25 protein-coding genes are annotated in these 26,921 nt (G+C 65.3%); 6 read left to right on the plus strand and 19 right to left on the minus strand.

The window, feature by feature from the left end:
* Window positions 1-5: 5 nt before the first annotated feature.
* The 8 genes from AC1MCD_RS16080 to AC1MCD_RS16115 all read right to left on the minus strand — a co-directional run bounded on the left by AC1MCD_RS16080 (window position 6) and on the right by AC1MCD_RS16115 (window position 10,495).
* On the minus strand, window positions 6-1,073 hold the full coding sequence (locus tag AC1MCD_RS16080; RefSeq protein ID WP_498673248.1) for an IniB N-terminal domain-containing protein: 1,068 nt from the start codon (window positions 1,071-1,073) through the stop codon (window positions 6-8).
* Window positions 1,074-1,237: 164 nt separating this feature from the next.
* On the minus strand, window positions 1,238-3,283 hold the full coding sequence (locus AC1MCD_RS16085) for a LuxR C-terminal-related transcriptional regulator (protein WP_498673249.1): 2,046 nt from the start codon (window positions 3,281-3,283) through the stop codon (window positions 1,238-1,240).
* A gap of 3 nt (window positions 3,284-3,286) precedes the next feature.
* Window positions 3,287-5,350: an Hsp70 family protein gene (locus AC1MCD_RS16090; protein WP_498673250.1), complete on the minus strand. Its 2,064-nt coding sequence runs from the start codon at window positions 5,348-5,350 to the stop codon at window positions 3,287-3,289.
* A 157-nt stretch (window positions 5,351-5,507) separates the two neighbouring features.
* Window positions 5,508-6,641 carry a c-type cytochrome biogenesis protein CcsB gene (gene ccsB / locus AC1MCD_RS16095; protein WP_498673251.1) on the minus strand — a complete coding sequence of 378 codons (1,134 nt, stop codon included), beginning with the start codon at window positions 6,639-6,641 and terminating at the stop codon, window positions 5,508-5,510.
* The gene (gene resB / locus AC1MCD_RS16100) at window positions 6,641-8,413 is read right to left on the minus strand and encodes a cytochrome c biogenesis protein ResB (protein ID WP_498673252.1); all 1,773 of its coding nucleotides are present in this window, start codon (window positions 8,411-8,413) and stop codon (window positions 6,641-6,643) included. The genes ccsB and resB overlap by 1 nt, the downstream gene beginning before the upstream one ends.
* Complete coding sequence (locus tag AC1MCD_RS16105) at window positions 8,413-9,168, minus strand: cytochrome c biogenesis CcdA family protein (protein WP_498673253.1); 756 nt, start codon at window positions 9,166-9,168, stop codon at window positions 8,413-8,415. The genes resB and AC1MCD_RS16105 overlap by 1 nt, the downstream gene beginning before the upstream one ends.
* Window positions 9,169-9,183: 15 nt before the next feature.
* On the minus strand, window positions 9,184-9,813 hold the full coding sequence (locus tag AC1MCD_RS16110) for a TlpA family protein disulfide reductase (RefSeq protein ID WP_498673254.1): 630 nt from the start codon (window positions 9,811-9,813) through the stop codon (window positions 9,184-9,186).
* A 1-nt stretch (window position 9,814) separates the two neighbouring features.
* Window positions 9,815-10,495 (minus strand): histidine phosphatase family protein, encoded by a 681-nt coding sequence (locus AC1MCD_RS16115; RefSeq protein ID WP_498673255.1) that lies wholly within the window; start codon window positions 10,493-10,495, stop codon window positions 9,815-9,817.
* Between the two features lie 205 nt (window positions 10,496-10,700).
* Between AC1MCD_RS16115 and AC1MCD_RS16120 the strand changes: the two genes are divergently transcribed.
* From AC1MCD_RS16120 to AC1MCD_RS16130, 3 genes are all read left to right on the plus strand, one after another.
* Window positions 10,701-11,249, plus strand: coding sequence for a YceI family protein (locus tag AC1MCD_RS16120; protein WP_498673256.1), 549 nt, complete (start codon window positions 10,701-10,703; stop codon window positions 11,247-11,249).
* 273 nt (window positions 11,250-11,522) lie between these two features.
* Window positions 11,523-12,173: a hypothetical protein gene (locus AC1MCD_RS16125; RefSeq protein ID WP_498673257.1), complete on the plus strand. Its 651-nt coding sequence runs from the start codon at window positions 11,523-11,525 to the stop codon at window positions 12,171-12,173.
* A gap of 215 nt (window positions 12,174-12,388) precedes the next feature.
* Window positions 12,389-13,243 (plus strand): Yip1 family protein, encoded by an 855-nt coding sequence (locus AC1MCD_RS16130; RefSeq protein ID WP_498673258.1) that lies wholly within the window; start codon window positions 12,389-12,391, stop codon window positions 13,241-13,243.
* A 60-nt stretch (window positions 13,244-13,303) separates the two neighbouring features.
* On the opposite strand, the gene AC1MCD_RS16135 is transcribed toward AC1MCD_RS16130, so the two are convergent.
* Together AC1MCD_RS16135 and AC1MCD_RS16140 are read right to left on the minus strand one after the other, a co-directional pair.
* Window positions 13,304-14,011, minus strand: a complete 708-nt coding sequence (locus AC1MCD_RS16135; protein ID WP_498673259.1) for a redox-sensing transcriptional repressor Rex — start codon at window positions 14,009-14,011, stop codon at window positions 13,304-13,306.
* A gap of 90 nt (window positions 14,012-14,101) precedes the next feature.
* The gene (locus tag AC1MCD_RS16140) at window positions 14,102-14,356 is read right to left on the minus strand and encodes a glutaredoxin family protein (RefSeq protein WP_498673260.1); all 255 of its coding nucleotides are present in this window, start codon (window positions 14,354-14,356) and stop codon (window positions 14,102-14,104) included.
* A 114-nt stretch (window positions 14,357-14,470) separates the two neighbouring features.
* Here AC1MCD_RS16140 and AC1MCD_RS16145 point away from each other — a divergent pair, with 114 nt between their 5' ends.
* A complete protein-coding gene (locus tag AC1MCD_RS16145) occupies window positions 14,471-15,289 on the plus strand; it encodes an HAD family hydrolase (RefSeq protein ID WP_498673261.1) in 819 nt (272 codons plus the stop codon).
* A gap of 121 nt (window positions 15,290-15,410) precedes the next feature.
* On the opposite strand, the gene AC1MCD_RS16150 is transcribed toward AC1MCD_RS16145, so the two are convergent.
* From AC1MCD_RS16150 to AC1MCD_RS16185, 8 genes are all read right to left on the minus strand, one after another.
* On the minus strand, window positions 15,411-15,509 hold the full coding sequence (locus AC1MCD_RS16150; RefSeq protein WP_003792170.1) for a 30S ribosomal protein bS22: 99 nt from the start codon (window positions 15,507-15,509) through the stop codon (window positions 15,411-15,413).
* Between the two features lie 173 nt (window positions 15,510-15,682).
* Complete coding sequence (locus AC1MCD_RS16155) at window positions 15,683-15,895, minus strand: helix-turn-helix domain-containing protein (protein ID WP_190987656.1); 213 nt, start codon at window positions 15,893-15,895, stop codon at window positions 15,683-15,685.
* A 141-nt stretch (window positions 15,896-16,036) separates the two neighbouring features.
* Window positions 16,037-17,143, minus strand: coding sequence for a 3-deoxy-7-phosphoheptulonate synthase (locus tag AC1MCD_RS16160; protein ID WP_498673262.1), 1,107 nt, complete (start codon window positions 17,141-17,143; stop codon window positions 16,037-16,039).
* Window positions 17,144-17,378: 235 nt separating this feature from the next.
* Window positions 17,379-18,416 (minus strand): acetylxylan esterase, encoded by a 1,038-nt coding sequence (locus AC1MCD_RS16165; protein WP_498673263.1) that lies wholly within the window; start codon window positions 18,414-18,416, stop codon window positions 17,379-17,381.
* Between the two features lie 77 nt (window positions 18,417-18,493).
* On the minus strand, window positions 18,494-19,966 hold the full coding sequence (locus AC1MCD_RS16170; protein WP_498673264.1) for a rhamnulokinase: 1,473 nt from the start codon (window positions 19,964-19,966) through the stop codon (window positions 18,494-18,496).
* Window positions 19,963-22,044, minus strand: a complete 2,082-nt coding sequence (locus AC1MCD_RS16175) for a bifunctional aldolase/short-chain dehydrogenase (RefSeq protein WP_498673265.1) — start codon at window positions 22,042-22,044, stop codon at window positions 19,963-19,965. Before AC1MCD_RS16175 ends, AC1MCD_RS16170 begins: the two co-directional genes overlap by 4 nt.
* A gap of 3 nt (window positions 22,045-22,047) precedes the next feature.
* Entirely contained in the window at window positions 22,048-23,214 is a 1,167-nt protein-coding gene (rhaI, locus tag AC1MCD_RS16180) for an L-rhamnose isomerase (RefSeq protein WP_498673266.1), read from the minus strand.
* Between the two features lie 90 nt (window positions 23,215-23,304).
* Entirely contained in the window at window positions 23,305-23,655 is a 351-nt protein-coding gene (locus AC1MCD_RS16185; RefSeq protein WP_498673267.1) for an L-rhamnose mutarotase, read from the minus strand.
* A 226-nt stretch (window positions 23,656-23,881) separates the two neighbouring features.
* Between AC1MCD_RS16185 and AC1MCD_RS16190 the strand changes: the two genes are divergently transcribed.
* Together AC1MCD_RS16190 and AC1MCD_RS16195 are read left to right on the plus strand one after the other, a co-directional pair.
* The gene (locus AC1MCD_RS16190; protein WP_498673268.1) at window positions 23,882-24,937 is read left to right on the plus strand and encodes a LacI family DNA-binding transcriptional regulator; all 1,056 of its coding nucleotides are present in this window, start codon (window positions 23,882-23,884) and stop codon (window positions 24,935-24,937) included.
* Window positions 24,938-25,047: 110 nt separating this feature from the next.
* Complete coding sequence (locus AC1MCD_RS16195; protein ID WP_498673269.1) at window positions 25,048-26,442, plus strand: FAD-binding oxidoreductase; 1,395 nt, start codon at window positions 25,048-25,050, stop codon at window positions 26,440-26,442.
* Between the two features lie 39 nt (window positions 26,443-26,481).
* Here the strand turns inward: AC1MCD_RS16195 and AC1MCD_RS16200 are convergent, their stop codons facing one another.
* A complete protein-coding gene (locus tag AC1MCD_RS16200; RefSeq protein WP_498673270.1) occupies window positions 26,482-26,832 on the minus strand; it encodes a DUF3846 domain-containing protein in 351 nt (116 codons plus the stop codon).
* Between the last annotated feature and the right edge of the window lie 89 nt (window positions 26,833-26,921).

Raw genomic sequence — 26,921 nt, forward strand, 5'->3', positions numbered from 1 at the left:
CTTGGCTAGGAGACTGCAGTTGCGTCGTCCCCGGCCAGTGCCACCGTGTTTTCGATCTCGGAGTTGTCCTGGAACGAATCCGTCACCGCGAGCGAGTTGTCCGAGTTGTCCTGGAACGAATCGGTCACCGCGAGCGAGTTTTCGGAGTTGTCCTGGAACGAATCGGTCACCGCGAGCGAGTTGTCCGAGTTGTCCTGGAAGGAGTCCGCAATGGCCAGCGAATTGTCGGTGGTGGTGTTGCCAACGTTGTCCAGGTTGTTCTCCGTGTTGCCGACGTCCTGAACATCAATGGAGTGATCCGAGTTGTCAGAGTTGTCCGAGTTGTCAACGCGGTTGTCGGAGTTATCCGAGTTGTCCGAGTTATCAGAGTTATCGGAGTTGTCGTTGTACGAGTCGCTGACATCGAGGTCCAGATCGGTGTTGAAGGAGTCGTCAATGTCCGTATCGGTGTTGCCGACGCTGGCGTCACGGCCGGCGTTGACGGAGTTGTCCGTCGAGCTGTCGTTGGAGTTATCCGTGTTGTAGGAGTCCCTGATGTTGTTGGAGTCCTTCATGTCCACATCATCGCCGGCTGCCACTGCCCGGTCGCCAGACGCGATAACGGCGTGGTTGTCAAAGTACTGGGTGACGTCGCCGTCGGCCCAGATGTTCTGGTTGACGGACTGGTCGGTGATGGTGTCGCGGTCGTCCACCGTCGAGGTCCAGGAGTAGTTGTTCACTACGTTGTGCAGCTGCTGGACAGCGTGGGCGTGATCCCAGTGGTCGCCAAGGTCCTCGTCGCCATGGTCGTGGCCGCCGTGGGACGGAGGAGGCGTGACAGCCACTGCGCCGCCGCCGGTTGCAGCACCGTTACCGCCGGTGTTGTAGGAGCGGTCGAAGGATGACGCGTTAACGGTGATGGGAGCGAAGTCCAGAATGACCGGCAGTGCCGCGTCAACATCCGCGGAGCAGACGCCGCTGAGGCCGGCGTCGTCCAACGCGCGCTCAGGATCATCAAGGAACTCCTGCGCTGCCTCCTGGTTTCCGAAAAGGCTCATCAGGAACTGGACTAGATCGTTTGCGAGTGTAGGCATTTGAGGGTCCTCAAATCTTCTGAGTCGTGGGGTCGCCCGGCCTCACTGCCGGGCTTGAATCAAACGTAAGGTCCCGTCCCTGCACCGGGCATCGGGTCGTTTCCCCCTACCGGCGGAGCCCCTGCCGGGGGTCCGCCTCCCGGGCCGTTAGGGGTATTAGGGGATTATTCGGGTGGGGGGTTTTCGGGTCCCAGGGCGAGCCTCAGCCTGACCAGGAGGTCCGAACGGTTTTCTGCGCCCAGGCGGCGGCGCATCCGGGCGATGTGATGCTCGGCGGTCCGCGGGGAAATATAGATCGTTTCCCCGATTTCCCGGTAGGTCTTTCCCTCCAGCACCAGCCGTGCCACTTCTTTTTCGCGTTCGCTCAGGATCGAAGCGTCCGGCTGGCCGTTGCCGTTGACCTGGTCCGCGTGAGGTCCGCTCCGGACCTCCGGTTGCGCGTTTGGGCTCGGCCCGGAAGAGTTTCCCTGCGGATGGAGGTCCCGGGCACAGGACAGGAGGCGCACCATGTCCTTGCGCTCATCTGCCCGGGCGGCAGCATGGCCGGCCAGTCTTGCCCCTTCCCAGGGCATTCCGACGGCGTTCAGCCCCCGGGCGGCAGCCTCCACGTCCGCAGCCTGGAACCTTCCGGCAAGGACCGATACCCACGCTTTGCCCGCAGCAGCAAGCCGCAAGGCAAGGTGACTATGGTCTGCCGCGCGGGCGAGCGCTGAGGCATGGGGGGCCAGATCGCTGGGGCTCTCATTCAGCAGTGCTGCCTGGACGGCAGCCCAGTGCAGGGGCAGGGCCCATAGTGGCGGCTCCCCCAGGTCCCGCAAAAGCTTCCACGCTTCGTCAAGGTAGTGCGAGACGCGCCTGGTTTCCCTGAGCCGGGAAGCGGTGATCATCAGTTCCCCCCAGGGGAGGAGGCTGTACAGGTCCACCGTGGTGTGCAGCATGGCCTCGCGGGCGCGTTCCCAGGCCAGCACAAGGTCGTGGACTTCGCCGCTCCTGCGGGCCAGGCCCACTTCCAAGGCTGCGCAGAGGAACTCGTCACGGGGCACCAGCGGCCAGTGGTTGGCCTTGGAGGCCTCGTTGATGGCCAGCCTGGCTTCGTCGGGGTTGTCCTGTTGCATGGCAGACCACGCCTGGAGCAGGAAGAGCCGGGGTTTGGCGGAATCGCCTCCCTGTCCCGCCGCAGCGGCGGAGCGCGCAATGGTTTCCGCGAGGTGCGGTTCGCCGCTGTGCAGGGCCACAAGCGCCGCCAAGGCACCGGGGGTCTCCGGAACTGGCAGTGCTGCTCCCGACGCGTTCAGCATGTCCGACGCGTGGATCAGAGTGGGAAGTCCTTGATGCGGATCCCCGGACAACGATTCCACGAGGCCATGGGCTGTCTGCGCTTGCGCCACGGCCAGGAGTGTGGGCGATTCCGCCGCAGAGCCAGGCGGGAACATTGCATCCGCACCCGAACGGTTTCCGCAGCCGATCATCGCCACCGCGGCGGCCGGGCCGGACGGTCCTACCCTTGCCGGGCCCAACCAGGTGTAGACGTCGGCGCCGCGTGCCAGCATCCCCCGCTGCGCCCAGACAGCGGCTGCCACGTCCACTCCGAGGCGGAGATCAGGAGGATCAGGGCTCATGAGGAGCCCATCGATGATTCGTCCGGCGGTATCCAAGTCCCCCGTGGCCGAAGCTGCCTGGGCGCGGCGGGCAGCAGTGCCCAGCTCATCGGCGCCCGCGAGCAGGGCCTCGTCGTACAGCTGGGAGGCCAGGCCGGGATTGTGCTCCAAAGCCCTGTCTCCGGCTTTTTCCAGCTCGGCGGCAACCCGGCGGTCCGCCAACCCGCTCCGCGCCAGCTCGCGGGCAAATTCGCCGAGGGGTCGTCCGTCCGCAGCGAAGCGGCCCACGATTTCGCGCTGCAGTGCATGCACCCGTGGAGTGGGCGTAGACGTCAGAAGGGCATGTTGTGCAGTCCCTACCACCGTGCCGTCGGCGTTGAGAAGCCCGGACGCTTCGGCCCGGGCCACCAAGGCTTCGAGGCTCTCCACCTGACCGTCGGCAATCCTGCGCTCAAGCTCCTGCGGCAGCGGTCCAGGGAGAGTGAATCCCACCGCCAATGCCAGCAGGAGTTCCCTGACGACGGCGTTTTCCGCGTGGAGTTGGTCGGCCACACGCTGGGGGTTAGCGGGCGGTGTCGAGTCCTGTGCCGACGGGGTTTGGCGGGGTACCATGCGTCACCCCGCCGGAACTGTGGACGGATCAGCGCTGGCCGTTGCCAGCGTGGTCTGCGGGGCCGGGCCGGTGGTTTCCGTTGCCGTGGGTTCCGGTGCCGGCGGGGTTGGCACCGGCTCGAGGCTCGGTGTGGGCGTCGTATCCGTTGCTGTTGGTGACGGCGTCTGGTCAGGTGTCGGGTCCGCTGTTGTTGGTGGCGGCGTCGGGTCCGGAGTCGGAACCGTCGTCGTCGGCGGCGGGACAGTCACCGGTGGCTGAGTCTCCACCGGCGGAACGGTCGCAGTCGTCGGCGGGGGCGTTCCCGGGGCGGCCACCTCGGTCGGAGCGCTCGATGACCCCGTTCCGTCTGGCGCAGGCCCTGCTGCACTGGACCCTGCCGCTGGACCGGCTGGCGTTCCGGCGGGCGTTGGGGAGGAAGAGGAGGGGGAGGGTGTGCTGGTGGGAGAGGCCGCTGCGTCGAGCCCGGCGGAACTGGAAGGACTATCCGCCGGCTTCGCGCTTGCCTCAATGCCTATCACGGGCTCCTGTGCCTCACCCGGGGCGGCGGGAGCCTGCGTCGAACCACCGCCGCCCGGAGCGGCCTCAGCCGGGGCTGGCGGAGCGAACATCGCGGTGAGGTTTCCCAGGCTCTCCGGGCTCCCCGCCGCGGTGGCGGTCAGGATGGTGAACAGGGCTGCGCCGGCGGCCACTGCCGTCAGCCGTATGGCCGGCCGCGGGGCATGTGCTCCGCCCTTCGTCGCATGGGCGCGACCGCCGGCATGTCCATGGCTCGCGGCAACGCCCCTGGCACCGTCGCCACCGTCGCCAGCGGCGGCGGCGGTGCCAGTCGAGGAGCCAAAAGCTGACACGGATTTCCGGGACCAGCTGGCACGGCGGTCATGGCCGTGCGGCTCAACAGCTACATCTGCCGGTGCGGGGATTTCAGGGACCCCTTCAGCAGTCTCAGTGGGTTCTGCCACGGCTGGCGCAGCGGCGACAGCGGCCACAGCGGCCCGGCGCGCGGCCCCCGCCGCGCCGAGGCAGATGGAAGATTTAGGATCGGCGTCCACGGCGATGGGCCGGTCCAGCTGTTCCGAGATCAGCTGGGCCACCAAAGGAATCCTTGACGAACCACCTATCAGGAGCACCGCGGTCAGATCAGCCGGTTCCAGGCCAAGTTGTTCCAAGGACCGTTCAAGGGCCTCCACGGTTTCGCGGATAGGCTCATCGATCATCGCCTCAAACTCGGACCGGACCAGCCGCACCTGCTGCTGGGCGCCGGGCAGGAACACCGAAATGCTCGCCTCGCTATCGGCCGAGAGCGCTTCCTTGGCCTCCACGCATTCACGCTTAAGCCGGGACAGCGCGGCCAGGGCGCCAGGATCTTCCGGGTCAAGGGCTGCCAATGCTTCGCCTGTGTGTGCTGCGACGTGGCGGAACACCTCGGCGTCGAAGTCGGCGCCGCCAAGCCCTTCGATGCCTTCCGGGCTGCCCAGGAATTCGAAGCGGCCGTCGCCGTCCTTCCGCAGGATTGCCGTGTCAAAGGTTCCCCCGCCAAGATCGTAAACGGCGATGGTGCTGCCGTCCTCCACCCGCACCTGGGAGGCATAGTGCAGTGCCGCCGCTTCCGGTTCGCTGATAAGCGTGACGTTGTGCAGTCCCTTGGCAGCGAGTGATGCCAGGACCGCCGAGGTCCGGTGTCCGCCCCAGGCTGCAGGGTGCGAGATGATGATTTCCGACGGCGGGGCGCCCTCGCGTTCTCCGGCCCGGTCCACAACCCACTGGGCCATGGTGGCGAAGATGTCTTCAGCCTGAAGTGAGAGTGCGCCCACTGCCAGGGGGACGCTGTCACCGATACGGCGCTTGAACTCACGCACCACCCGGCCGGGATCGTCCAAACCGCGGCGTTCTGCAGCTTCCCCCACCAGGATGGGGCCCTCTTCGGGGTAGTACACCACGGACGGGACCGATGTACCGCGGAGCCCCAAGGGCAGGCTCTCCGGAACTGCCTGAATGCCCTTTTCATTCTTGGCAATGGCGGCGGCAGTGAAACTGGTCCCGACATCAATGGCGAGAACGTAGCTCATGGGTACCTCAGAAGAACGCAACTGGCCGGTCCGCGAGCTTCATCACGGACGAGCTTCAACCAAGGTAGCATCACCGTCTGCCGGGCGACACCCTCATTTGTACACCGATTGGCGAATTACCCCGCCAGCATCCGGGGGCGCCGCAAGAAACCCCTGCTCAGAGGCCCGAGTAGGAGTGCAGGCCGTTGAAGAACTGGTTAACGATCGTGAAGTTGAAGACGACACAGAGGTACCCGACAATCGACAGCCAGGCAGCCCGGGTCCCGGTCCAGCCGCGGGTGGCACGGGCGTGGAGGTAGCCGGCGTAGACCACCCAGATCACGAACGTCCATACTTCCTTGGTGTCCCAGCCCCAGAAACGGCCCCAGGCTTTCTCGGCCCAGATGGCGCCGAACATGAGGGTGAAGGTCCAGCCGATGAAGGCGATCGCGTTGATCCGGTAGGACAGGTTTTCCAGGCTCAGGGCCGATGGCACCAGGCGCATGAAGCCAAGCTTGTCGGCACCTCCGCCGGCGATGGTCCTTTGCCGGTGGGACTGGACCAGCTGCAGCGCAGACATGGCAAAGGTCAGGGTGAACAGCGCCGAGGACATCACGGCGATGGAGACATGGATGACCAGCCAGTAGCTCTGCAGGGCCGGCACCAGGTGGCCCACCGGGGTCCAGTAAGCAACGGAAGCGGCCACCAGCATGATGATCGCCAGCCCCACCACGAACGTGCCCAGGAACCGCAGGTCGCGGCGGATCAGGACCAACAGGAACACGGCAACCGCCACAAAGGCTCCCGTGGTGAGGAACTCGTACATGTTGCCCCACGGCACGCGGCCGGCACCCAGGGCACGGGTCACAACACCGGCACCGTGGATCAGGACACCGAGAACGGTCAGGGCGACGGCCACCCGGGCCGGAACCCGGCGTTCTCCTGCATAGCGCATGTCGGCGTCGGCGGTTTGCCCTGCAGCGGAGCCCGCTCCGGCCTGCTTGGCAGCGGACGACGACGGCCGTTCAGCCCGTCCGGCTGGCCCGGCCAGGTGCGAATCCACACGGTTCGCTCCCGCACCAGCGTCAAGGGAAGAGCCGGCGGCCGCACCTACTCCGGCGGCGACCGGAACCCTGGCCCCGGTTTCAGTCCCTGCAGCCTCCGCTGCCTTGAGGTCGACGGCGCGCAGCACCTTACTGCTCTTGGCCAGATCCCAGGCGAAGGCGATGAAGGCCACGGTATAGGTACCGGCGGCGAGCAGCATCAGCAGTTCGCTGTATGCGCCCATGGTCTCGTTGATGACGAAAGGCATTACTGGTCCTTTGTGGGTCCGGCGGAACCGGTGGGGATGGTGACGGAGTCTGCGCCATTATCGCCCTGGCGGCTGGGAGTTTGCTGGGTGGAGACGGAATCGGCGGCGCCGGCAGGGTGGTCGTCAGCGGCGTCGCCGCCGTCGTCGGCCGCAAGATGCCACTCATCAGTCAGGAGCTGGCGGATGGTCTGCGCCTCGGCGGCCAGTCGGTGGTCCTCACCGCGCGCCAGGAGGCCGTACTCCACCATGGTCCGGCCGTCCGCGTGCGTCCCGGTGCGTACCCACACGCGGCGGCGGTTGACGTACAGCGAGACGATGAGTCCTGCCACGGCCAGCAGGGCGAAGATCAGGGCGGACACCTGGCCCGGGTTGTGGTGGATGTCCACACCGACGTACCGCTTCACGCCGTCGAAGCTGATGCTGCCCTTGCCGTCCGGCAGGGTATGGGTGGTGCCGGGTGCCAGGGTGATGCCGCCGGCGGCCAGATTGCGGTTGTTCAGCGGGGTGAGGTCCTTGACGTCCAGTTCGAAGACGTTCTGCGGTGCACCGTTATCCAGGCCAAGATCCCCGAAGTAGGAGTTCAGGGTCAGCTGCGGGTTGAAGAGGTCCGGATCACCGCTGAACGAAATACCCTTGTCGGTGATGAACGCGGTGGGCAGGAAGAAGCCGACGAAGCCCAGCTGTTCAGGTTTGGCGTCGGGGACCTTGATCACCACTGACGAGTAATAGTTCTCGCCCTGGAGCTTGGCCACCACGGGACCCTGCATGGCCACATTGCCGGCGCCGTCGCGGACGGTCACCACGGGGGCGTAGCCGTTGCCGGTGAGGTAGATGCTGGTGCCGCCCAGGGTGACGGGGTCGTTGACCTTAAGGGTTTCCTGCTTTGCGGGCGCGTCCGGCGTTTCCCTGGTGGTGACTTGGGCGTTGAAGTCGATGGGCTGGCCGAACTTGCCCGGGGATTCGCGGTCGAACGTGACGTCGAATTTGTCCAGCTGGATGGAGTAGGGCTGGAGCTGGCTCGACTGGAAATTCGTGCCGGGGGTGAACTGGTCGTAGCCCACCAAGGTGTTCACGAACGTATCGCCCTCGACCAGGATGCGCTGGCCGCTGTAGCCGAACAGGCCGCCGACGGCCACGGATACCAGCACCCCGATCAACGAGGTGTGGAACACCAGGTTCCCCACCTCCTTGGCGAAGCCCCGCTCGGCACCCAAAGACGGCCGCGCGCCGTCGTCGTCCCTCACCTCAACGCGGTAGCCGCGCTCCCGGAGCAGCCCCGCGGCACTGTTGATGGCGTCCGACGCCGGGAGGCCGGCGTCGGCGGGCACCACCAGGGTGCCGTACTCGGGGAGGCGCGAGAGCCTTTTGGGGGTCCGCGGCGGCTGGGAGCGCATGGCCCTGTAGTGGGCGATGGCGCGCGGCACCACGCAGCCGATCAGCGAGATGAAAAGGAGGATGTAGATGGCCGAGAACCACGCCGAGGAGTAGACGTCGAAGAGCTGCAGGGTCTCCAGCAGTTTTCCGTAGTCCCCGTTGTCCTTGATGTACTGCGTCACCACAAAGGGGTTGGCCGGCCGCTGCGGGAACAGTGAGCCGGGCACCGCGGCAACAGCCAGCAGCAGCAGGAGGAACAGCGCCGTGCGCATGCTGGTCAGCTGGGTCCAGGCCCACCGCAGCATCCCGAGCGGCCCCAGGACGGGCAGGGCCGCGTCAGCCTTGGCGGCGGCAACGGGGGCCGGGGACTTTTTCTTGGATTTCACGCGCTCGCTCATCAGATTGGCAATTTCACATCGGTTTGGAACCAGTACTGCAGTTCGGTGACCCAGGCGCCCCAGACGCCGCTGGCCATCAGCAGGCCCAGCAGCACCAGGATGCCGCCGCCGATCCGCTGGATGGCCAGTCGGTGCTGGCGGAAAAAAGACATCACGCCCATGCCGCGGCGGACGGCCAGGGCAATCAGCAGGAACGGGATGCCCAGGCCCAGGCTGTAGACGAAGGCCAGCAGGGCGCCCTTGGCGGCGGAGGACCCGCCGGAGAGGCTCAGCAACTGCACGGCGGAGTAGGTGGGACCGATGCACGGGGCCCAGCCCAGGCCGAACGTGAGGCCCAGCAGGGGCGCTCCCCAGAGGCCGGCCGGCGGCTTGGCATGGATCTTGGCGTCCCGCTGCAGCCAGCCGAACCCGCCCATGAACACCACGCCCATGACGATCACCAGGATCCCCAGGAGCTGGGTGATCCAAGCGTTCTGGGAGCCTGTGATGAGGGTGCCGAGCTGGCCGAAGGCGCCGCCCAGCAGCACAAAGATCACCGAGAATCCCAGCACGAACAAACCGATGCCTGCGAACATGCGGCCGCGCTTCTGCTTCTGCAGGTCCACCCCGCTCAGGCCGGTCACGTAGCCAAGGTAGCCGGGCACCAGGGGCAGCACGCACGGCGACAGGAAGGACACCAGGCCGGCGAGCAGGGCCACCGGGATGGCAAGCAGCAGCGAGCCGTTCAGGATGGTTTCAGCGAAGGGGCTGTTCACGGTCCGGAGCCGCCGCTACTCTGCCACGGCGGCGGCAATGAGGGCTTTAAGGGTGCCCTTCTGAATTTCGCCGAGCACGCGTGAAGCCACCCGGCCCTGCTTGTCCAGAACCAGCGTGGTGGGGACCGCCCCCGGCGGGACAATCCCGGACACCGCCAGGAGCACGCCGCCGTCCTTGTCGTCGAAGCTGGGGTAGGTCAAGTTGAAGGTCTTGTCGAAGGCCTCGGCGGTGGCCTTTTCGTCGCGGAGGTTCACGCCGAAGAACTGCACACCCTGGTCCTTGAACTCCTGGTGCAGCTCTTCCAGGATGGGCGCTTCCACCCGGCAGGGCGCACACGCGGCGAACCAGAAGTTCAGCACGGTCACCTTGCCCTGGAAATCTTGAGGCGTGACGGTGGTGCCGTTGAACAGCGTGCCGTTGACGGCGATGGCGGACTTGCGGTCTCCTGCCGCGAATTCGGTCACGGAACCGTCCCCGGCGATGTAGTTCTTGTTGTCGCCGGCCTTGGCCTGTTTGGCGAGGGCGTCCTCCTGTGCACAGGAGGAGAGCCCGAGGGTGAGTGCGGTCAAGGCGGCGCCGCCGGCGGCCAGGACAGCGCGACGGGATGCTGGACGGCCGGACGCTGGGCGCGGGTTGATTGTCATCTCACGCCCCCGGGGTGGTGGCGGCACCGGGAAGAAGGGCGGCAGCAGGCTCGCTGTACTCAACGCGCAGGAGGGAGCCGTCGTCGTCGAACACCAGGGAGGTGATGGACGTCAGCGTGCACTCGCGCTTGCGCGGGTCATGCCAGAGCGGACGGCCTTCGGCGCTGAGGCGGGTAGCCCAGATGGGAAGCTGGTGGCTGACCATGATGGCCTCGGGGCCGTTGGTTCCGTAGTCCCCGCCGGCGAGTTCGATGGCCCTGAGCCTGGCATCTTCGACGGCGGTGCGGACGCGTGCCGCCTGCGCCTTGTACGGCTCGCCCCAGGACGGCCGCAACGGGTTGACCAGGTGCGGCCAATGCTTGGGTTTGCGGAGCTCGGCCTTGGTGACCTTCATGCCCTGGAAGTAGTTTTCCGCCTCGATGATGCGCTCGTCTGTGTGGACCTCCAGGTGCAGGGCCTCTGCAGTGGGGGCCGCGGTCTCCTGCGCCCTGACCAGCGGCGACGCCGCCAGATAGACGATCCGGGCACCCTCGGCGGCCCGTTCGGCAAAGTGCGCGGCAAGGGTCTGCGCCATCTCCCGGCCCAGGTCTGAGAGGTGGAATTCGGGCAGCCGTCCGTACAGAACGCCGTCGGGATTATGGACCTCGCCGTGGCGGAGCAGATGGACAGTGGCTTGGGGCATGTGTACCAGTTTCTCAAAGATGGCGTGCGATCCGAAATCTTCTACATTCCGTAGAACTGAAACTCTGGGAAAAAAGTTCCTTAACGCGGAACAAAACATGCAAATGCATGCTTATACTCAATGCGGACGGATGGTTGATACTTCAACAGATGAAGAGTCAAGCGGTCCGGCAGTACCACCCGACAATCCCTCAAGGAGAAACACCATGGCTCTTCCCGCAGACGTCACCACCGGCACCTGGACCCTCGACAACTCACACAGCGAAATCGGCTTCACTGTTCGCCACGCCGGCATCAGCAAGGTCCGCGGCCAGTTCAAGGATGCAGCAGCAACCCTGGACCTCGCCGAAAATGTGGCCGATTCCAAGATCAGCGCCACCATCCAGACTGCCAGCTTCGACTCCGGCGACGCCAACCGCGACGGCCACGTCCGCGGCGAAGATTTCTTCGACGTCGAGAAGTTCCCGGAAATCTCCTTCGTCTCCAACGGCCTGGTGCCCGCCGGCGACAGCTACGAGCTGACCGGGGACCTCACCATCAAGGGGATCACCCGTCCGGTCACCCTGGAGACCGAGTTCAATGGCGTGGCTGTTGACCCGTTCGGCTTGACCCGCGCAGGCGTTTCCGCCGAAACCACCATCAGCCGCAAGGACTTCGGCCTGACCTGGAATGCCATCCTCGACGCCGGTGGCGTCCTGGTCAGCGACAAGGTCGCCATCAACCTGGAGCTGGCCTTCATCGCTCCCGCAGCATAAATTCGTTCGCACGCTGAGCCCGGCCGCCGGATCCCCAAGGGGGTCTGCGGCCGGGCTCCTGCTTTATCCCAACTAGGTAGCAGTAAGTGTCGTTTTGAGCCGTCAAAACGACACTTACTGCTACCTAGTTTCGGGTTAACGGGCCTAGGTTGCCCGGGTCCGTTCCTCTCGGCGTCGTGCATCCCGGCCTGTCCCGCAGTAGACCCCGCCGTTCCCCGCGTGTTCGCCCCGAATCTCCTCGCTAACAGGCACTCGCCGTCTAGAGTGAGAGCCATGAGCGAGCCAAGCGAAGTCCCGCAGCCCCAGCAGCCCGGCGCCCAGCCGCCCGCCGGCAACGTTCCTCCCGCCGGCTACGAGCCGCCGCAGCAGGGATATCCGCAGCCCGGTCAGCCTGTCCCGCCTTACGGCCAAACAGGGCAGGGCTACCAGCAGCCTGGTGGATTCCAGTTCCAGATGCCCACAGACGGTCCACGCAACTTCAACGACGTCATGCCCAAGGCTGGTCTTTCCGGCATGTTCAGCGTGACCGGACTGCCCATCGAGCTCAAGGTCTCCTACTGGATCTGGCTTATCGGCGGGATGCTGGGCGTTCTCGGCGGCTTCTTCGGCATGCTTGCCACCCTGGCCCTGTTCACCGTCGCCCCGGGATTGGCCGCTTTGCTACTCCTTTTGGTTCTGGTGGCACTCGCCCTGGCCGCCTCCCAGATTGTCCTCGCCCTGAAGATGAAGGAAGGCAGGGAGTGGGCCCGTCTGGCCCTCACCATCGTTGCCGGCGTCTCACTGGTCCTGGCGTTTATCAGCGGCAGCGTGGGTGAAGGCATCGGCAACAACTGGCTGGGATTCCTGATCAGCGCCGCCGCAACAGTCCTGATGTGGCTTCCCAACTCGCAGGCGTGGTTCACCGCGGTCAAGGGCCGGGCTTAGGCGATCCGCTAAGGGCACGGGTTCACCGGCCCGCCCGGGCGTTGCGGCAGGTCAGCGGCTCTTATCTGGTTTCCGGCGCAGGTAGGAATACCTCTTTGGAATGACTCGCCGCGGGACGGCCGGGGGGTACGGTTGACGTAAGCCGTACTGGGGGGCAGGGCCAGTGGACTGCACCCAGCAGCCGAACTGACTTCCAACCTGCAAAGGACCCGCTCATGAGCACACCAGTCCCGCCTCCCGTCCCGAACGAGCCCGAGCCCGGCAACCAGCCGACGGCACCCCGTTACGGTGAAAACAGCCCGCAGCCGGGGCAGAACGCTCCGCAGTACGGGCAAAACGCACCGGAGTACGGGCAGAACCCTCCCGCTGCCTCGCAATACGGTCAGAATCCTCCGCAGTACGGGCAGAATTCACCTCAGGCACCGCAATACGGTCAGAACGCTCCGCAGTATGGGCAGGACGCCCCTCAGGCACCGCTATACGGTCAGAACGCTCCGCAGTTCGGCCAGCCGACTCCCCCGGCCTACGGCCAGCAGCCGTACGGACAGTCCCCCTACGCCCAGTACCCTTCGGAAAAGCCGCAGGCCACCGGTTCCAATGGCGTTCCGAAGCTGGTGAACATCTCCTTCTGGCTCCTGATCGGCGCCGCTGCGGTGTTTGTCATTTCCATGCTCGTGGGCATCACCATGCTCGACGACCCGATGATGCGTAGTGCCTTCGAGGACGCGATGCGCAGCAGTGGCGCTTCCGGCACTGAGTTCAACTACGAGGATTTCAAGGGCGTCCTCGCCGGAATGTTGGTGGTCCTTGCCATCCTGGGCGCCGGCATGTACCTGCTGGTGGCCTTCTTCATCCGCAAGGGTAAGAACTGGGCCCGGATCCTGGGCACTGTGTTCGCCGCGCTCTCCGTTTTCAGCCTCTTCCAGGTGCCGAGCATCGGGACCTTGGGGACTCTGGCAGGCATTGCGGCGATCGTTCTGCTGTACCTTCCAACCACTGCTCCTTACTTCCGCAAGCAGCAGCCGCTCGCCAACCCTTACACCACGCCGGGCAACCCGTACGGACAGTAAGTTCCACGCAGTAACCCACACCTCAACGGGCGTGGACCCCGCCAGCCGCCGAGCGAGTACCTAGGCGGTCTGGTCCGGGGTCTGCGCCCGTTGTGCGTGGTAGGCCAGAATCTGCAGTTCGGTGGCCATGTCCACCTTGCGGAGGTTGACGTCGTCGGGGACCTGCAGCATGACGGGAGCAAAGCTCAGGATGCTGTGGACGCCGGCTGCCACCACGCGGTCGCACACCGCCTGCGCCACCGTCGCCGGCAGCGCAAGGACCACCATGTTGGCGCCAGTCCGCTGGAGCACCGTTTCCAGGTCCGCGACGTCGCTGACGCGCAGCCAGCCCACCTCGTTTCCCACCACGAGCTGATCGGCGTCGAAAATTGCCACCACGTCAAAGCCTCGGGACTCAAAGCCGCCGTAACGGGCCAATGCCTTGCCCAGGTTGCCGGCGCCAACGATGGCAACCTTCCAATCACGGGTCAGGCCGAGGGCAGCGGAGATGTGGCGGCTGAGGTACTGCACTTCGTAGCCGACGCCGCGCGTACCGTAGGAGCCCACGTAGGACAGGTCTTTACGGAGGGTTGAGGAGCTCACTCCCGACGCTTCCGCCAGGGACTCCGAGGACACGCGCTCCACGCCGTCGGCCAGCAGCGTGTTCAGGGCGCGCAGGTAGATGGTCAGCCTCGCCACCGCAGCGGGCGGAATCTGTTTGGCGATCTCCCCCGTCGGCGCCGCCACTGTACCGTCTACGGCCCGGGGAGATGAATCCAGCGAACTCACTTTCCCCTCCATTGCCTCGCGTTGTGACTCCACTCTAGATCCCCGCCACCGCTGTCAACAAAGCCAGCGTCATGCAATGCAATCGGTTGCCTAGTTACCCAAGGCACGTTGGAGGACGCGCTCCAGGCGGGCTTCGTCGATCTTCCAGAAGTCTCGCTGGACGCCGTCCACAAGCACTACCGGGATTTCCTCGGCATACCGGTCGCGCAGGTCGGGCTGCTCGTCAACCTGCTGCTCCGTCCACCCAAGTCCCAGCGCGGATGTAACCCGTTCGACGGCGACGCGCGCGTCCGCGCACAGGTGACAGTCTGCTTTGGTGATGAGGACTACCTCCGGTTTTCCCATGCTTTAACCGTATCGCCCTTTAGGGGCGGGCTGCGTGCCGGGCATTGCTGCGCGCTGCCCCGCCACCGCCTGCGCTGGAATCTGCGCAGCCGACTAGTGACTAGACTCGTGGACATGCCCGAGGAGAAGTACGTCGCTGTAGTCACCCAGCCGGATGCGGTGACGCAGACCGGCGAAGCGGCCTTCTTCGACGTCGACAACACCCTCATGAAGGGTGCCAGCCTTTTCCATGTTGCCCGCAAGATGCACCAGCGCGGCGCCTTTACCCTGGTGCAGGCGGCCGGGTTCGCATGGAAGCAGTTCAAATTCGTGGCGCGCGGGGAGAACATGGACGATGTCCATGCGGTCCGCGATTCGGCCCTTACACTCGCAGCGGGCATCACGGTGGACGACATCAAGGCGCTGGGCGAAGAAGTGTACGACGAAATGATCGCCTCCAGGATCTGGCCCGGAGCGAAGGCTTTGGCGCAGCAGCACTTGCGCGTCGGACGGCGCGTCTGGCTGGTCACGGCCACCCCCATCGAAGTGGCCACAGTCATCTCCACCCGTCTGGGCCTCACGGGGGCGCTGGGCACTGTTGGCGAGGTTGCCGACGGCATGTACACCGGCCGGCTGGTGGGTGACATCCTGCACGGTTCGGCCAAAGCTGTGGCAGTCCAGGAACTGGCCGACGCCGAGGGGCTGGACCTCAAGCGGTGCTGGGCCTACAGCGATTCCTACAACGACATCCCGTTGCTGACCCTCGTGGGGCACCCCGTGGCCATCAACCCTGATTCCAAGCTGCGCAGCCACGCCAGGGATCACAACTGGCCGGTCTACGATTTCCGCTCCGGCCGCCGCGCCGCAACCCTGGGCCTGAAGGCGGCAACAGCCGGCGGCGTCGTTTACGGCCTATGGAAAGGCTTCGCCCGCTTCCGCGGCCCCCGGATCTAGGTAGCAGAGATGTCGTTACGAGCGCTCATAACGACATCTACTGCTACCTGGTTGGGTCCGGACAAGAAAATGCCCGCCGCCTCGGAAGGCGACGGGCATTTTCACGCTGTTCGAAGTATCTCTACTTCTTATTACGGCGCTGGTGACGGGTCTTGCGAAGCAGCTTGCGGTGCTTCTTCTTGGCCATACGCTTGCGACGCTTCTTAATAACTGAACCCACGAAAGTTCCTCACAAACTAGATGCAGTACCTGTCTGATGGAAAAGGTCCGTGGACAGAGCTACAGACAAAAACAACTGACAGATTCTTACAATGACGTAAAACGTTCCTTAACAGGGTACCGCTTCTTTGCGGCGGCCACTGACCGTGGCCGTCCCATAAGCCGAAACAGTGCTCAGGCCGTTTCGGTGTGGCCGTCCACTACAGCGCCTTTGAGGTACTGTTCGACGGCACTTTCCGGCACCCGGTACGACCGGCCGAAACGCACCGCGGGCATTTCGCCGGAATGGACCAGCCGGTAGACGGTCATTTTAGAGACGCGCATGACCTCGGCCACTTCGGCCACGGTCAGGAACTTCGCGTTCGAGAAGTTCTGCTCTGCGGACATTTCCCTATTCCTTTGCTGACGGATGACGACGAACCCCAGCTGTGTTCCATTGCGGTGTGCCGATGCTGAGCCATCCACCAACCATGTGATAGATACTCTAGAGGTTCATGGGGCTGTAGTGAAAGTCATCCGGAGTAATCGCTATGCAATGCGGCGCTTCCGGGCGGACGCCGCGAGCTGGTCCAGCACCGATACTGAGACGTCCCATTCCATGCACGCGTCTGTCACGCTCTGCCCGTACACCAGCTCGGACGTACCCGCGGCGTGCTCGGCAACGTCCAGGTTCTGCGCGCCGCCCACCAGGAAACTTTCCAGCATGACGCCGGCGACGGCTTGTGCCGCCTGGCCACCTTCTTCAAGCTGGGCACCGATTTCCAGTGCCACCTCAGCCTGCCGGTGATGGCTCTTTCCGCTGTTCGCGTGGCTGGCATCCACGATCAGGCGCGGGTTGAGGCCCTTACTCCCCAGCTGGGCAGAGGCGCTTTCGACGTCGGCTGCCGAGTAGTTGGGTCCCTTGCGTCCGCCGCGGAGGATAACGTGCGTGTCAGGATTTCCCGCGGTGGCCACCAGCGCGGCGCGGCCGTCGCCGTCGATTCCCAGGAATGCCTGGGCTGCCGCGGCGGCGCCGCATGCGTCGACCGCAACCTGGAGGTCGCCGTCGGTCCCGTTCTTGAACCCGATGGGCATGGACAGCCCGGACGCGAGCTGGCGATGGATCTGGCTCTCCGTGGTGCGGGCTCCGATGGCTCCCCACGAGATGAGGTCCGCCATGTACTGCGGGCTGATGGGCTCGAGGAACTCGGTTGCGGTGGGCAGTCCCAGCGCGGTGACCTGCTGGAGGAACTGCCGGGCGGTCCGGAGCCCGGTGGCCATGTCGTGGCTGCCATCCAGGCGGGGATCGTTGATCAGGCCCTTCCAGCCGACCGTGGTGCGCGGCTTCTCGAAGTAGGTCCGCATAACAATCAGCAGGTCTTCCTTGTGCTTCGCGGCCTGGCTGACCAGCCTGCGGGCGTACTCGAGGCCGGCCTTGGGATCGTGGATGGAACAGGGGCCCACGATGACAAGCAGGCGGTCGTCGACGCCGTCCATGATGGCGCGGACTTCATCACGTCCGCGTTCGACGACGTCCGTCACCCGGCCATCCAGCGGCAACTCGGCGATGAGTTCCGCGGGCGTGGGCAGCGGTGTGAATTCGCTGACGCGCAGGTTGGACGTGGATTTTGCGGGAGTGACTGTTGCGGGGCTCATGCTCGGGGTCCTGTTCCAGATAGGAAGCGGGCCCAGATCAGAACCCGCCGGAGAAATGGCGAAGGGCAGAGAATGATCTCTGCCCTGTTGGCTCTGAAGGTTGGATGCGTGTCAGTTAGACGCGGGCTCCTCCAGAGCCAACGAAAAATACGCATACCAACGGTTAGTCATAAGCACACGATAACCGCACGTTTTGGCCCCTGCAAAATCGGCCGCGTCACACTGCGTAGCCGGGTCAGCCCAGGAGCTTGCGGAGATACTGCAGCTGCTTGATCCAGTGGTGCTCCTGGCCGCCCTCGTGGTTGTTGAACCGGTAGACCTCGATCTCCTTGTCCGCCCCGGCCCCAGTCCTGGTCCCCGCCCCCAACGAATTGCCTGCCCCCGAACCGTAGGCGTTGAAGCTGGCAAACACGGTGGACGGCGGGCAGACATCGTCCATCAGCGCCACCGAGTAGAGAGCCGGGGCAGTGGCCGCCCGGGCGAGGTTGACGCCGTCGAAATAGTTGAGAACCTTCAGCATCGGCTCGTACCGGTCCCGGTGCCGGCCCAGGAAAGCGGCGATTTCCGGATAGGGGCCGCGGGGTGCGGTGTCGATCGCCCGAGGGAAGTCCTGGAGGAACGGGACGTCGGGCAGCGCGGCGATGACGCCGTCGAGCCTTCCGGCCACCAGCCCCGCAACTGCCACCACCATGCCGCCGCCCTGGCTAATTCCGGCCAGAACCACTTTCGAAGCATCCACCCCGGGGTGGGACTGCGCAGCTTCCACGGCACGGAAGGCATCGACGTAGACGCGCCGGTAATAGTAGTCCTCGCGGCTGCCGGCCCCGCGCGTCATCAGCCCGGCGTACGCCACATCACCGGCGGACGGGTGCGGGTCTGGCGTTTCGCCCACAATCCCGCCGAATCCCTGGCCCCGGGTGTCCATGATGAAATGCGCGTAGCCGGCCTGCGCCCACTTCGTGTCCTGATTCACCAGGCCCCGCCCGCCTGAGTAGCCGACGTACTGCACGACGACGGGCAGTTGGCTCCCAGCCTGCCGGTTCGCCGGGAGGTGCAGCCAGCCCTTGATCGGGGCGCCGCCGTAGCCGGCGAACGTGACGTCGAAGGTGTCGATGACGGACAAGTGGTTTTCCACCTGCTCGAAGGTGGCCCCGAGCGGGTATGTGCGCGCTTCCTCGATGGTTGCGTCCCAGAATGCCCGCAGGTCCGCGGGCGCTGTGACGCTTGAGGTGTAGCCGCGAAGCTGCTCAAGGGGCAGGTCGAAGAGGGGCATGGCTTGCCGGTCCTGTCTCGTCTGGAATACCTCAGGAGATCCTATGTCATACGATCGTCCGGTGGCAGCGCCGGGGCTCACAACCTCGCGAATTGCGGTGCGAACGTATGAAGCTGATGAGACGCCGCCACCAACCGGCGCAGATCCATGAGCCCGCCGCTGAGCTGTCCAGCGGCGCGGGCCTGCACAAGCACGTTGCCGAGCGCCGTGGCCTCGACCGGGCCGGCGATCACGCGTTTGCCGGTGGCGTCCGCGGTGAGCTGGCAGAGCAGTTGGTTCTGCGAACCGCCACCCACGATGTGCACTAGGTCCACGGTGCAGCTGGCCAGGCGTTCGGCCGCGGCAATGGTCTTGGCGTAGCCGGCGGCAAGGCTGTCCATGATGCACCTGGTGATGGCTGCAGGGTTGTCTGGCAGCACGTCTCCGGTGTGGCGGATGGCGGCGCGGATGCGGTGGGGCATGTTGTCCGGCGCGATGAAATACGGATCGTCCGGGTTGATCTGCGGGCCGCCGGGTGCCAGGGCCGCGGCGGCGGTCAGCAGCGCGGTGAGGTCCGGGGTGAACCCTTCCTGCGCCCAGGTGCGCTGGCACTCACTGAGCAGCCAAAGCCCGCCCATGTTGCGCAGGTAGCGGATGGTGCCGTCCACGCCGCGTTCGTTGGTGAAGTTTGCTTCCCGGCTCGCTTCGGTGAGGACCGGGTGTTTCAGTTCGAGCCCCACCAGTGACCAGGTGCCGGAGGAGATGTAGGCGAAGGTCTCCGCGTCGGCAGCAGATGCCCCGGCGGGGACGGCGGCGACGGCGGAGGCGGTGTCGTGCGAGCCGACGGCCACCACCTTGGTGGTCTTTGGCAGCCCGGTCCTTGCCGCGATGCCCGGGAGGAGAGTGCCGACGGTTTCGCCGGGTTCGATCAGCGGCGGGAAGAGGTCCTTGGGCATGCCCAGGGCGGTGAGGAATTCGGTGGCCCACTCCCCCGCGACGGCGTCGAACAGGCCCGTGGTGGAGGCGTTGGTCGATTCCGTGCGGGGTTGTCCTGTCAGGAGGAACGCGATCAGGTCCGGGATGAGCAGCGCCTGCACACCGTTCAGGTCCGGCTCGGTGGCGAGCTGGTAGATCGTGTTGAACTGCAGGAACTGCAGCCCCGTGGTGCCGTAAAGCCGGGCCGGGTCCAGTTTCCGGTGCACGGGCGCGACGGCGGCGCGGCTGCGGTCATCGCGGTAGCTGTACGGCTGCGCGATCAGTTCCCCCGCCTTGTTGACGAGGCCGTAGTCCACCGCCCAGGTGTCAATGCCGATGCTGGTGATGGTTTCGCCGCGTTCCCCGGCGCCGCGGGCCGCGGCAGCGAGGCCGGTGAGGACCTCGGCGAACAGGGCGTCGAAATCCCAGCGGAGGCCGCCGTCGAGCTCCACCACACCGTTCGGGAAACGGTGCACGGTCTCCAGCTCGACCCCGGAACCGGTCATGCGGCCGAGGATGACGCGGCCGGAGGAGGCGCCGATGTCGACGGCGGCGAACACACCGCCGTCGACATCAGTTTTTGAAATGCCGCTCATCGGAGGAAGGCTGCTGCGACGCCGGCGTCCACGGGGATGTGGAGTCCGGTGGTGTGGGACAGTTCGGCGCTGGTGAGGACGGCGGCGGCGTTGGCCACGTGCTCGGGCAGGACCTCGCGTTTGAGCAGGGTGCGCTGGGCGTAGTACTTGCCCAGTTCCTGCTCGTCCACGCCGTAGACTGCGGCGCGTTTGGCGCCCCAGCCGCCGGCGAAGATTCCGGAGCCGCGGACCACGCCGTCGGGGTTGATGCCGTTGACGCGGATGCCGTATTCGCCCAGTTCAGCCGCGAGGAGCCGGACCTGGTGGGCCTGATCTGCCTTGGTCGCTGAGTAGGCAATGTTGTTCGGGCCGGCGAACACCGAGTTCTTGGAGGAGATGTAGATGATGTCCCCGCCCATGCCCTGGCCGATCATGACCTTCGCCGCGGCCTTGGATACCAGGAAGGAACCCTTGGCCATGACGTTGTGCTGCAGGTCCCAGTCCTTTTCGGTGGTCTCCAGCAGCGGCTTGGAGATGGACAGGCCGGCGTTGTTGACCACCAAGTCCAGCCCTCCGAACGCCAGCACGGCTTCCTGGATGGCGGCGGCGATCTGGGCTTCGTCGGTCACGTCGGCCTGGACACCGATGGCCACATCCGGCCCGCCCAGCTCTTCGGCGACCTTCTGCGCGTTCTCAAGGTTCAGGTCGGCAATGACGACGCACGCGCCGTCGGACGCCAACCGGGTGGCGATGGCCTTGCCGATACCGGACGCCGCGCCGGTGACCAGCGCGATGCGGGTCGCGTGGGACTTGGGCTTGGGCAGCCGGGCGAGCTTGGCCTCCTCAAGGGACCAGTATTCGATCCGGAACTTCTCGGATTCCTCGATGGGGGCGTAGGTGGAGATCGCCTCGGCGCCGCGCATCACGTTGATGGCGTTGAGGTAGAACTCCCCGGCGACGCGGGCGGTCTGCTTCTTGGAACCGTATGAAAACATGCCCACGCCCGGGACCAGCACGATAGCCGGGTCCGCGCCGCGCAGGGCCGGGCTCTCCGGAGTTGCGTGGCGGTCGTAGTAGGCCTGGTAGTCCTCGCGGTAGGCGGTGTGGAGTTCCTTCAGCCGGGCGATGGAATCCTCGATCGAGGCATCGGCGGGCAGGTCCAGAATCAGCGGCTTGACCTTCGTGCGCAGGAAGTGGTCCGGGCAGGACGTGCCCAGGGCGCCCAGGCGCGGATGTTCGGCAGACTCCAGGAATTCAAGCACGACGGCGTCATCGCTGAAGTGCCCCAGCTGCGGCTTGTCCGTGGAAGCCAGGCCGCGGATCACCGGTGCGAGGGCTGCGGCCTTCGCGCGCCGTTCTGCCTCCGGCAACGGACCGTAGCCCTTGAGCTGCGCGCCGAAGGGTTCGGCCTTGCCGTTGGCCTCGATGTAGTTCTCGGCCTGCTCGATGATCCACAGCGAGTTGGCTTCGGCTTCCTCGGACGTGGCGCCCCAGGCGGTGATGCCGTGGCCGCCCAGGATGGTGCCGATGGCCTGCGGGTTCGCGTCCTTGATCGCGGCGATGTCCAGGCCCAGCTGGAAACCGGGACGGCGCCAGGGAACCCACACCACCTTGTCGCCGAAGACCTTGGACGTCAGCGCCTCGCCGTCCACGGCGGTGGCAATGGCGATCCCGGAGTCCGGGTGCAGGTGGTCAACGTGAGCGGCGTCCACCAGGCCATGCATGGCGGTATCGATCGACGGGGCGGCGCCGCCCTTGCCGTGCAGGCAGTAATCAAAAGCGGCCACCATTTCGTCTTCACGCTCAACACCCGGGTACACGTTCTTCAGGGCATTCAGCCGGTCCAGGCGGAGCACCGCCAGGTTTTCGGCCTTCAGGGTGCCGAGGTCGCCGCCGGAGCCCTTGACCCAGAGCAGCTGGACGTCCTCGCCCGTCACCGGGTCCTTCTCGGTGCCCTTGGCTGAGGTGTTGCCGCCGGCGAAGTTGGTGTTCCGCTTGTCCGCACCGAGGCGGTTGGAACGGGCAATCAGGTCTTCAACAGTGGTGTTGGCTGTTTTCTTCGTGGCTGCGTTTTGCGTGGCTGTGTTCTGTGCAGTCATGGCTTAGGCGCCCCATCCGGCCTGCTGGCCGCCTGCGCGGTCCTCGTTGATCTGTTTCTGGTAACCGCTGGCCTTGAACGCAGCCATCGGGTCCGCGGGCAGGCCGCGGGCTTCACGCCAGTCGGCCAGGATGGGCCGGACATCGGTGTAGAAGGCGTCGTTGAACACACCGTTGGCGGCGAGGACATCGCCGCTGCGCTGGGCCTCACCCAGGGCAGCGGTGTCCACCAGGAGGGCGCGGGCCGTCATTTCCTGGACGTTCAGGACCGAGCGGATCTGGCCCGGGATCTTCTCCTCCAGGTTGTGGCACTGGTCCAGCATGAGGGCCACGCCGGACTCCTTGCCGAAGCCGCCGCCGCGGATCACCTCGAACATGATCCGGAACAGCTGGAACGGGTCCGCGGCGCCCACAATCAGGTCATCATCGGCGTAGAAGCGCGAGTTGAAGTCAAAGGAACCCAGCTTGCCCAGGCGCAGCAACTGCATCACGATGAACTCGATGTTCGTGCCCGGCGCGTGGTGGCCGGTGTCCAGGCAGACCAACGCCTTCTCGCCCAGGGCGAGGGTCTGGGCGTAGGACGTGCCCCAGTCCGGAACATCGGTGTGGTAGAAAGCCGGCTCGAAGAACTTGTACTCCAGCACCAGACGCTGGTTCTCGCCCAGGCCGGCGTAGATCTCCTGCAGGGACTCGGCCAGCCGGTCCTGCCGGCCGCGCATATCGTCCTGGCCCGGGTAGTTGGTGCCGTCCGCCAGCCAGACCTTCAGGTCCTGCGAGCCCGTGGCATGCATGATCTCGATGCAGTCCAGGTGGTGGGCGATGGCCCGGCGCCGCACGGATTCATTCGAGGACGTCAAGGAGCCGAACTTGTACTCGTCGTCCTGGAACGTGTTGGAGTTGATGGTGCCCAGGCCCACGCCCAGGCCCGCCGCGTACTCCCTCAGGGCCGCGTAGTCATCCACCTTGTCCCACGGAATATGCAGAGCCACGGTCGGAGCCAGCCCCGTCAATTCATGCACCTTGGCGGCGTCCGCGATCTTCTCCTGCACCGTCCGCGGCGTGCCCGGCGTACCGAACACCTTGAAGCGCGTCCCTGAATTTCCATAAGCCCACGAAGGGACCTCGATGGCAAGCTCCCCGAGCCTGCCCAGCGCCGTTGCTACGTCATTCATGTTGGTTCTTCCCGGTCGTTCGTGATGTGGTCTAACTGATGTGGTCTTTGGTTCTGTGGTCGTTTGCGGCCCGCCCAAGGGCCCCGTACGTCAGCTACTGGTGGCCGCCGCAAGCTGGTCGTCAAGGTTGAAGACTTCCTCAAGGACCAGGAAGCCTTCGTCGGGCGCCTGGTCCGGGTTCTCCGGACTGTCAAAAAGAGTCGACATCTCGGCCTGCCAACGGGTGTTCACGTCCGTCAGCGCCATCCGCGCCCTGACGGAGTCGAAATCATCGCACTCGAGGTAGCCGATCAGGAGCCCGTCCGCGCCGAGGAACAGCGAGTAGTTGCGCCACCCCGCGGCCTGGAGTTCGCGCAGCATCTCGGGCCACACAGCCGCGTGCCGCCGTCGGTATTCGTCGATCAGCTGCGGCTGGACCGACGAGCGGAAACACACCCTCATCTGCACTTCTCCTGAAATTTCCGGCTTTGAATCGTTTCATTATTACGATTCAAAGTACCCTTGAGACAAGTAGGTGTCAAGCAATTCCCGGCCCGCTCACCCAACTAGGTAGCAGCAGGTGTCGTTATGACCCCTCAAAACGACACCTGCTGCTACCTAGTTGGGGCGTCCGCCTGTCACGGAGGCCGGGAAAAGTACTGCACGCGGCAAATCAGCACGGAGGACCATGAATCGCTCAGCCAGTATCAAAGACGTCGCCAATCAGGCCGGCGTGGCTGTGGGAACAGTGTCCAACGTGCTCAATTACCCGGACAGGGTGTCTCCGCGGACCAGGGAACGGGTGCAGCATGCCATCGACGAGCTGGGCTTCGTCCGCAACGACGCCGCCCGGCAGTTGCGCGCCGGCCACAGCAGAACCATTGGGCTGATCGTGCTCGACGTTGGCAATCCCTTCTTCACTGCGGTTGTGCGCGCTGCCGAGGATGCCGCAGCCCTCCAGGGCAGTGCAGTTTTGCTGGGAGACAGCGGCCATAACGCGAGCCGGGAATCCAACTACATCGACCTCTTCCAGGAGCAGCGGGTGCAGGGCCTGCTGATCTCTCCTGTCGGAGATGTCACCGGCCGTATTGACCAGCTCCGTGAACGCGGCGTCCCCACCGTCCTGGTGGACCGGCTCGCCGACGAGAGCAAGTACAGCTCTGTTTCAGTGGACGACGACGCCGGCGGTTACCTCGCTGCCCGGCACCTGCTGGACTCCGGCCGCCGTCGGCTCGCCTTTGTGGGTGGCCCCGCATCCATCCGCCAGATTGCAGACCGCCTTAAGGGCGCGCAGCGCGCTGTGGAAGAGGAACCGGAGGCCATCCTGGAGATCCTCGATTCCGACGGTCAGACGGTATTGGCTGGCCGCAGCGTGGGCGACATGCTGGTGGCGCGGGGGCAGTTGCCGGACGGCCTCTTCTGCGCCAATGACCTGCTGGCCCTCGGCGTGATGCAGTCGCTTGCCATGACGCACCGGGTGAGGATTCCGGAGGACGTTGCGCTGATCGGTTACGACGACATCGACTTCGCCGCCTCCGCCGTCGTGCCGCTCTCTTCCATCCGCCAACCCACAGAGGCGCTGGGACGCACCGCCATAGAGCTTCTGGTGGAGGATGCTGACGCCGAAATTCCGCAGCACCGGGCCGTCATCTTTACCCCGGAGCTGGTGGTACGCCAGAGTACGGGCGCGGCCCAAAGCACAGCCGGCATTCCTGAAAATAGCCCGCAGGGCGGCCGCCTTTAGCCGCGGCTTCTCCGGCCGTCTCCGGGCCCGTCGGCGCGGCTGCAGATTCCTCTTGTCAGGTCCCTCAACCTGTGGGACTCTGCTGAAAAAGCTAGAGGTCGGTGAGTCCAGTGACACAAGGCACGGAGATCGACGGTACTGCTGTCGACGCACTGCAGACTGCCTTCCGGGGCGACATCGTCCGCCCCGGTGATGCAGGCTATGACGACCACCGCAAGGTGTGGAACGGGTCGATTGACCGCCGGCCCGCCGTCATAGCCCGCTGCACCGGAGTCGCGGACATTCGCGCCGCTATCAAGCTGGCCAGGTCGCAGGGCCTGCTGACCGCCGTGCGGGGAGGCGGCCACAGCTTTCCCGGACTGTCCGTTTGCGATGACGGCATGCTCATCGACCTCGGCCTGATGAAGGGTATTCGAGTGGATCCCGAGGCGCGGACGGTACGTGTCCAGGCCGGTGTACTGCTAGGAGAGCTGGACCGCGAGACGCAGGCGTTCGGGCTGGCTGTTCCTTCGGGAATCGTTACCCATACCGGCGTGGCGGGCCTAACCCTCGGCGGGGGCATCGGCTGGATTATGCGCAAGCATGGCCTCACCATCGACCAGTTGCTGTCTGTGGACCTGGTCACTGCTGAGGGCGAGCTGGTCAAGGCGAGCGAGGGACACAATCCGGACCTTTTCTGGGGCGTCCGCGGTGGTGGCGGGAACTTCGGCATCGTCACCGAGTTCGAGTTCCGGCTTGTGCCTGTGGGTCCACAGGTCATGGCGGGACCCGTCTTTTGGGCCATGGAGGACGCCCCGGAAGTGCTGCGGTTCTATCGCGACTGGATCGCAGACTGCCCTGACGAGCTCATGACCGCCGTGGTGCAGCGGAGGGCACCGGCCCTGCCGGTTGTCCCGCCCGAGCTGGTGGGCAAGCACGTTGTGTCGATCGTCGCCTGCTACTCGGGAGCGGTAGAGGACGGCGAACGGGTCATCCGGCCGTTGAAGGACTTCGGATCCCCGGTGCTCGATTTATGCCGGCCAAAGCCGTTTCTGGAGCACCAGAAGATGTTCGATCCATCATTCCCCCACGGCTGGTCGTATTACGTCAGGTCCTGCGACGTAGCCGGGCTGAGCGATGACGTCATCGACGTCGCCACAGAACACGGCCTGCGCATTACGTCGCCTGTCACCAGTGTGGCAATGTGGCAGCTGGGCGGTGCGGTGGGACGGATCGGCGACGATGCCACCGCGTTCAACGGGCGCCAGGCCGGGTTCACATTCAACATCAACGGCAACAGCAGGACCGCAGACGGTTTCGATGCCGAGCGCCGGTGGGCCCGGGATTATTGGTCCGCCCTGGCACCCCACCACACCGGCGTCTACGTGAACTTCCTCATGGAGGAGGGCGAGGACCGCGTTAGGCAGGCATACGGGGCCGCCAAGTACGAGAGGCTCAAGGCCCTCAAACGCGAGTACGATCCGACGAACTTCTTCCGACTCAACCAGAACATCAAGCCCGATTGAAGCCTGGCCACCGAAGGCTGAAGACGCACCCGGATGCCCCTAGGCGGCCAGCGGCATCCCAAAAAGTTCCTCGGCTCGCCTGACCAGATGCTCCGGCACGTCGGTTTCCTCGCGGTGTTCATCATTTCCAAGGAAGACGGCACATCCGCGTGCGGCTCCGGCCAAGTCAAGGCCGCGGTCATAGGTTAGCTGGGCCGCGCGCATGTTCAACGGCAAGTCCCGGATCATGCCTTCCGCGTTGAGGTAGACATGCCAGTCGCCGCGCGTGACTGACTCAATATCGCCGTCGACCAGTTCCTGAAGGTTCTTCAGAGTGGCTTCGATCGGCTCGACGCGAACTGGTTCTCCAGTGCGGGCCGGGATTATTAGTGCAGTAAACATGGTGTTCATTTTTCGTCCTACTGCGTTAACCGCCGCCGGGATCCGGATGTTCCCCGACCAAGGGCCCGGGGTGACACAGCGGAGCCTGGCAGCGAAGG

The organism is Arthrobacter sp. BF1 (assembly GCF_056680215.1).

Excerpts from the sequence above, each read along its gene's own strand:
- AC1MCD_RS16190 (WP_498673268.1), top strand. The coding sequence starts at position 23,882 with ATGAATCGCTCAGCCAGTATCAAAGACGTCGCCAATCAGGCCGGCGTG.
- AC1MCD_RS16160 (WP_498673262.1), bottom strand. The coding sequence starts at position 17,143 with ATGAGCCCCGCAACAGTCACTCCCGCAAAATCCACGTCCAACCTGCGC.
- AC1MCD_RS16120 (WP_498673256.1), top strand. The coding sequence starts at position 10,701 with ATGGCTCTTCCCGCAGACGTCACCACCGGCACCTGGACCCTCGACAAC.
- AC1MCD_RS16115 (WP_498673255.1), bottom strand. The coding sequence starts at position 10,495 with ATGCCCCAAGCCACTGTCCATCTGCTCCGCCACGGCGAGGTCCATAAT.
- AC1MCD_RS16085 (WP_498673249.1), bottom strand. The coding sequence starts at position 3,283 with ATGGTACCCCGCCAAACCCCGTCGGCACAGGACTCGACACCGCCCGCT.
- AC1MCD_RS16145 (WP_498673261.1), top strand. The coding sequence starts at position 14,471 with ATGCCCGAGGAGAAGTACGTCGCTGTAGTCACCCAGCCGGATGCGGTG.
- ccsB (WP_498673251.1), bottom strand. The coding sequence starts at position 6,641 with ATGCCTTTCGTCATCAACGAGACCATGGGCGCATACAGCGAACTGCTG.
- AC1MCD_RS16200 (WP_498673270.1), bottom strand. The coding sequence starts at position 26,832 with ATGAACACCATGTTTACTGCACTAATAATCCCGGCCCGCACTGGAGAA.
- AC1MCD_RS16185 (WP_498673267.1), bottom strand. The coding sequence starts at position 23,655 with ATGAGGGTGTGTTTCCGCTCGTCGGTCCAGCCGCAGCTGATCGACGAA.
- AC1MCD_RS16130 (WP_498673258.1), top strand. The coding sequence starts at position 12,389 with ATGAGCACACCAGTCCCGCCTCCCGTCCCGAACGAGCCCGAGCCCGGC.
- AC1MCD_RS16125 (WP_498673257.1), top strand. The coding sequence starts at position 11,523 with ATGAGCGAGCCAAGCGAAGTCCCGCAGCCCCAGCAGCCCGGCGCCCAG.
- AC1MCD_RS16155 (WP_190987656.1), bottom strand. The coding sequence starts at position 15,895 with ATGTCCGCAGAGCAGAACTTCTCGAACGCGAAGTTCCTGACCGTGGCC.
- AC1MCD_RS16110 (WP_498673254.1), bottom strand. The coding sequence starts at position 9,813 with ATGACAATCAACCCGCGCCCAGCGTCCGGCCGTCCAGCATCCCGTCGC.
- AC1MCD_RS16080 (WP_498673248.1), bottom strand. The coding sequence starts at position 1,073 with ATGCCTACACTCGCAAACGATCTAGTCCAGTTCCTGATGAGCCTTTTC.
- AC1MCD_RS16090 (WP_498673250.1), bottom strand. The coding sequence starts at position 5,350 with ATGAGCTACGTTCTCGCCATTGATGTCGGGACCAGTTTCACTGCCGCC.
- AC1MCD_RS16170 (WP_498673264.1), bottom strand. The coding sequence starts at position 19,966 with ATGAGCGGCATTTCAAAAACTGATGTCGACGGCGGTGTGTTCGCCGCC.
- AC1MCD_RS16165 (WP_498673263.1), bottom strand. The coding sequence starts at position 18,416 with ATGCCCCTCTTCGACCTGCCCCTTGAGCAGCTTCGCGGCTACACCTCA.
- AC1MCD_RS16140 (WP_498673260.1), bottom strand. The coding sequence starts at position 14,356 with ATGGGAAAACCGGAGGTAGTCCTCATCACCAAAGCAGACTGTCACCTG.
- rhaI (WP_498673266.1), bottom strand. The coding sequence starts at position 23,214 with ATGAATGACGTAGCAACGGCGCTGGGCAGGCTCGGGGAGCTTGCCATC.
- AC1MCD_RS16175 (WP_498673265.1), bottom strand. The coding sequence starts at position 22,044 with ATGACTGCACAGAACACAGCCACGCAAAACGCAGCCACGAAGAAAACA.
- resB (WP_498673252.1), bottom strand. The coding sequence starts at position 8,413 with ATGAGCGAGCGCGTGAAATCCAAGAAAAAGTCCCCGGCCCCCGTTGCC.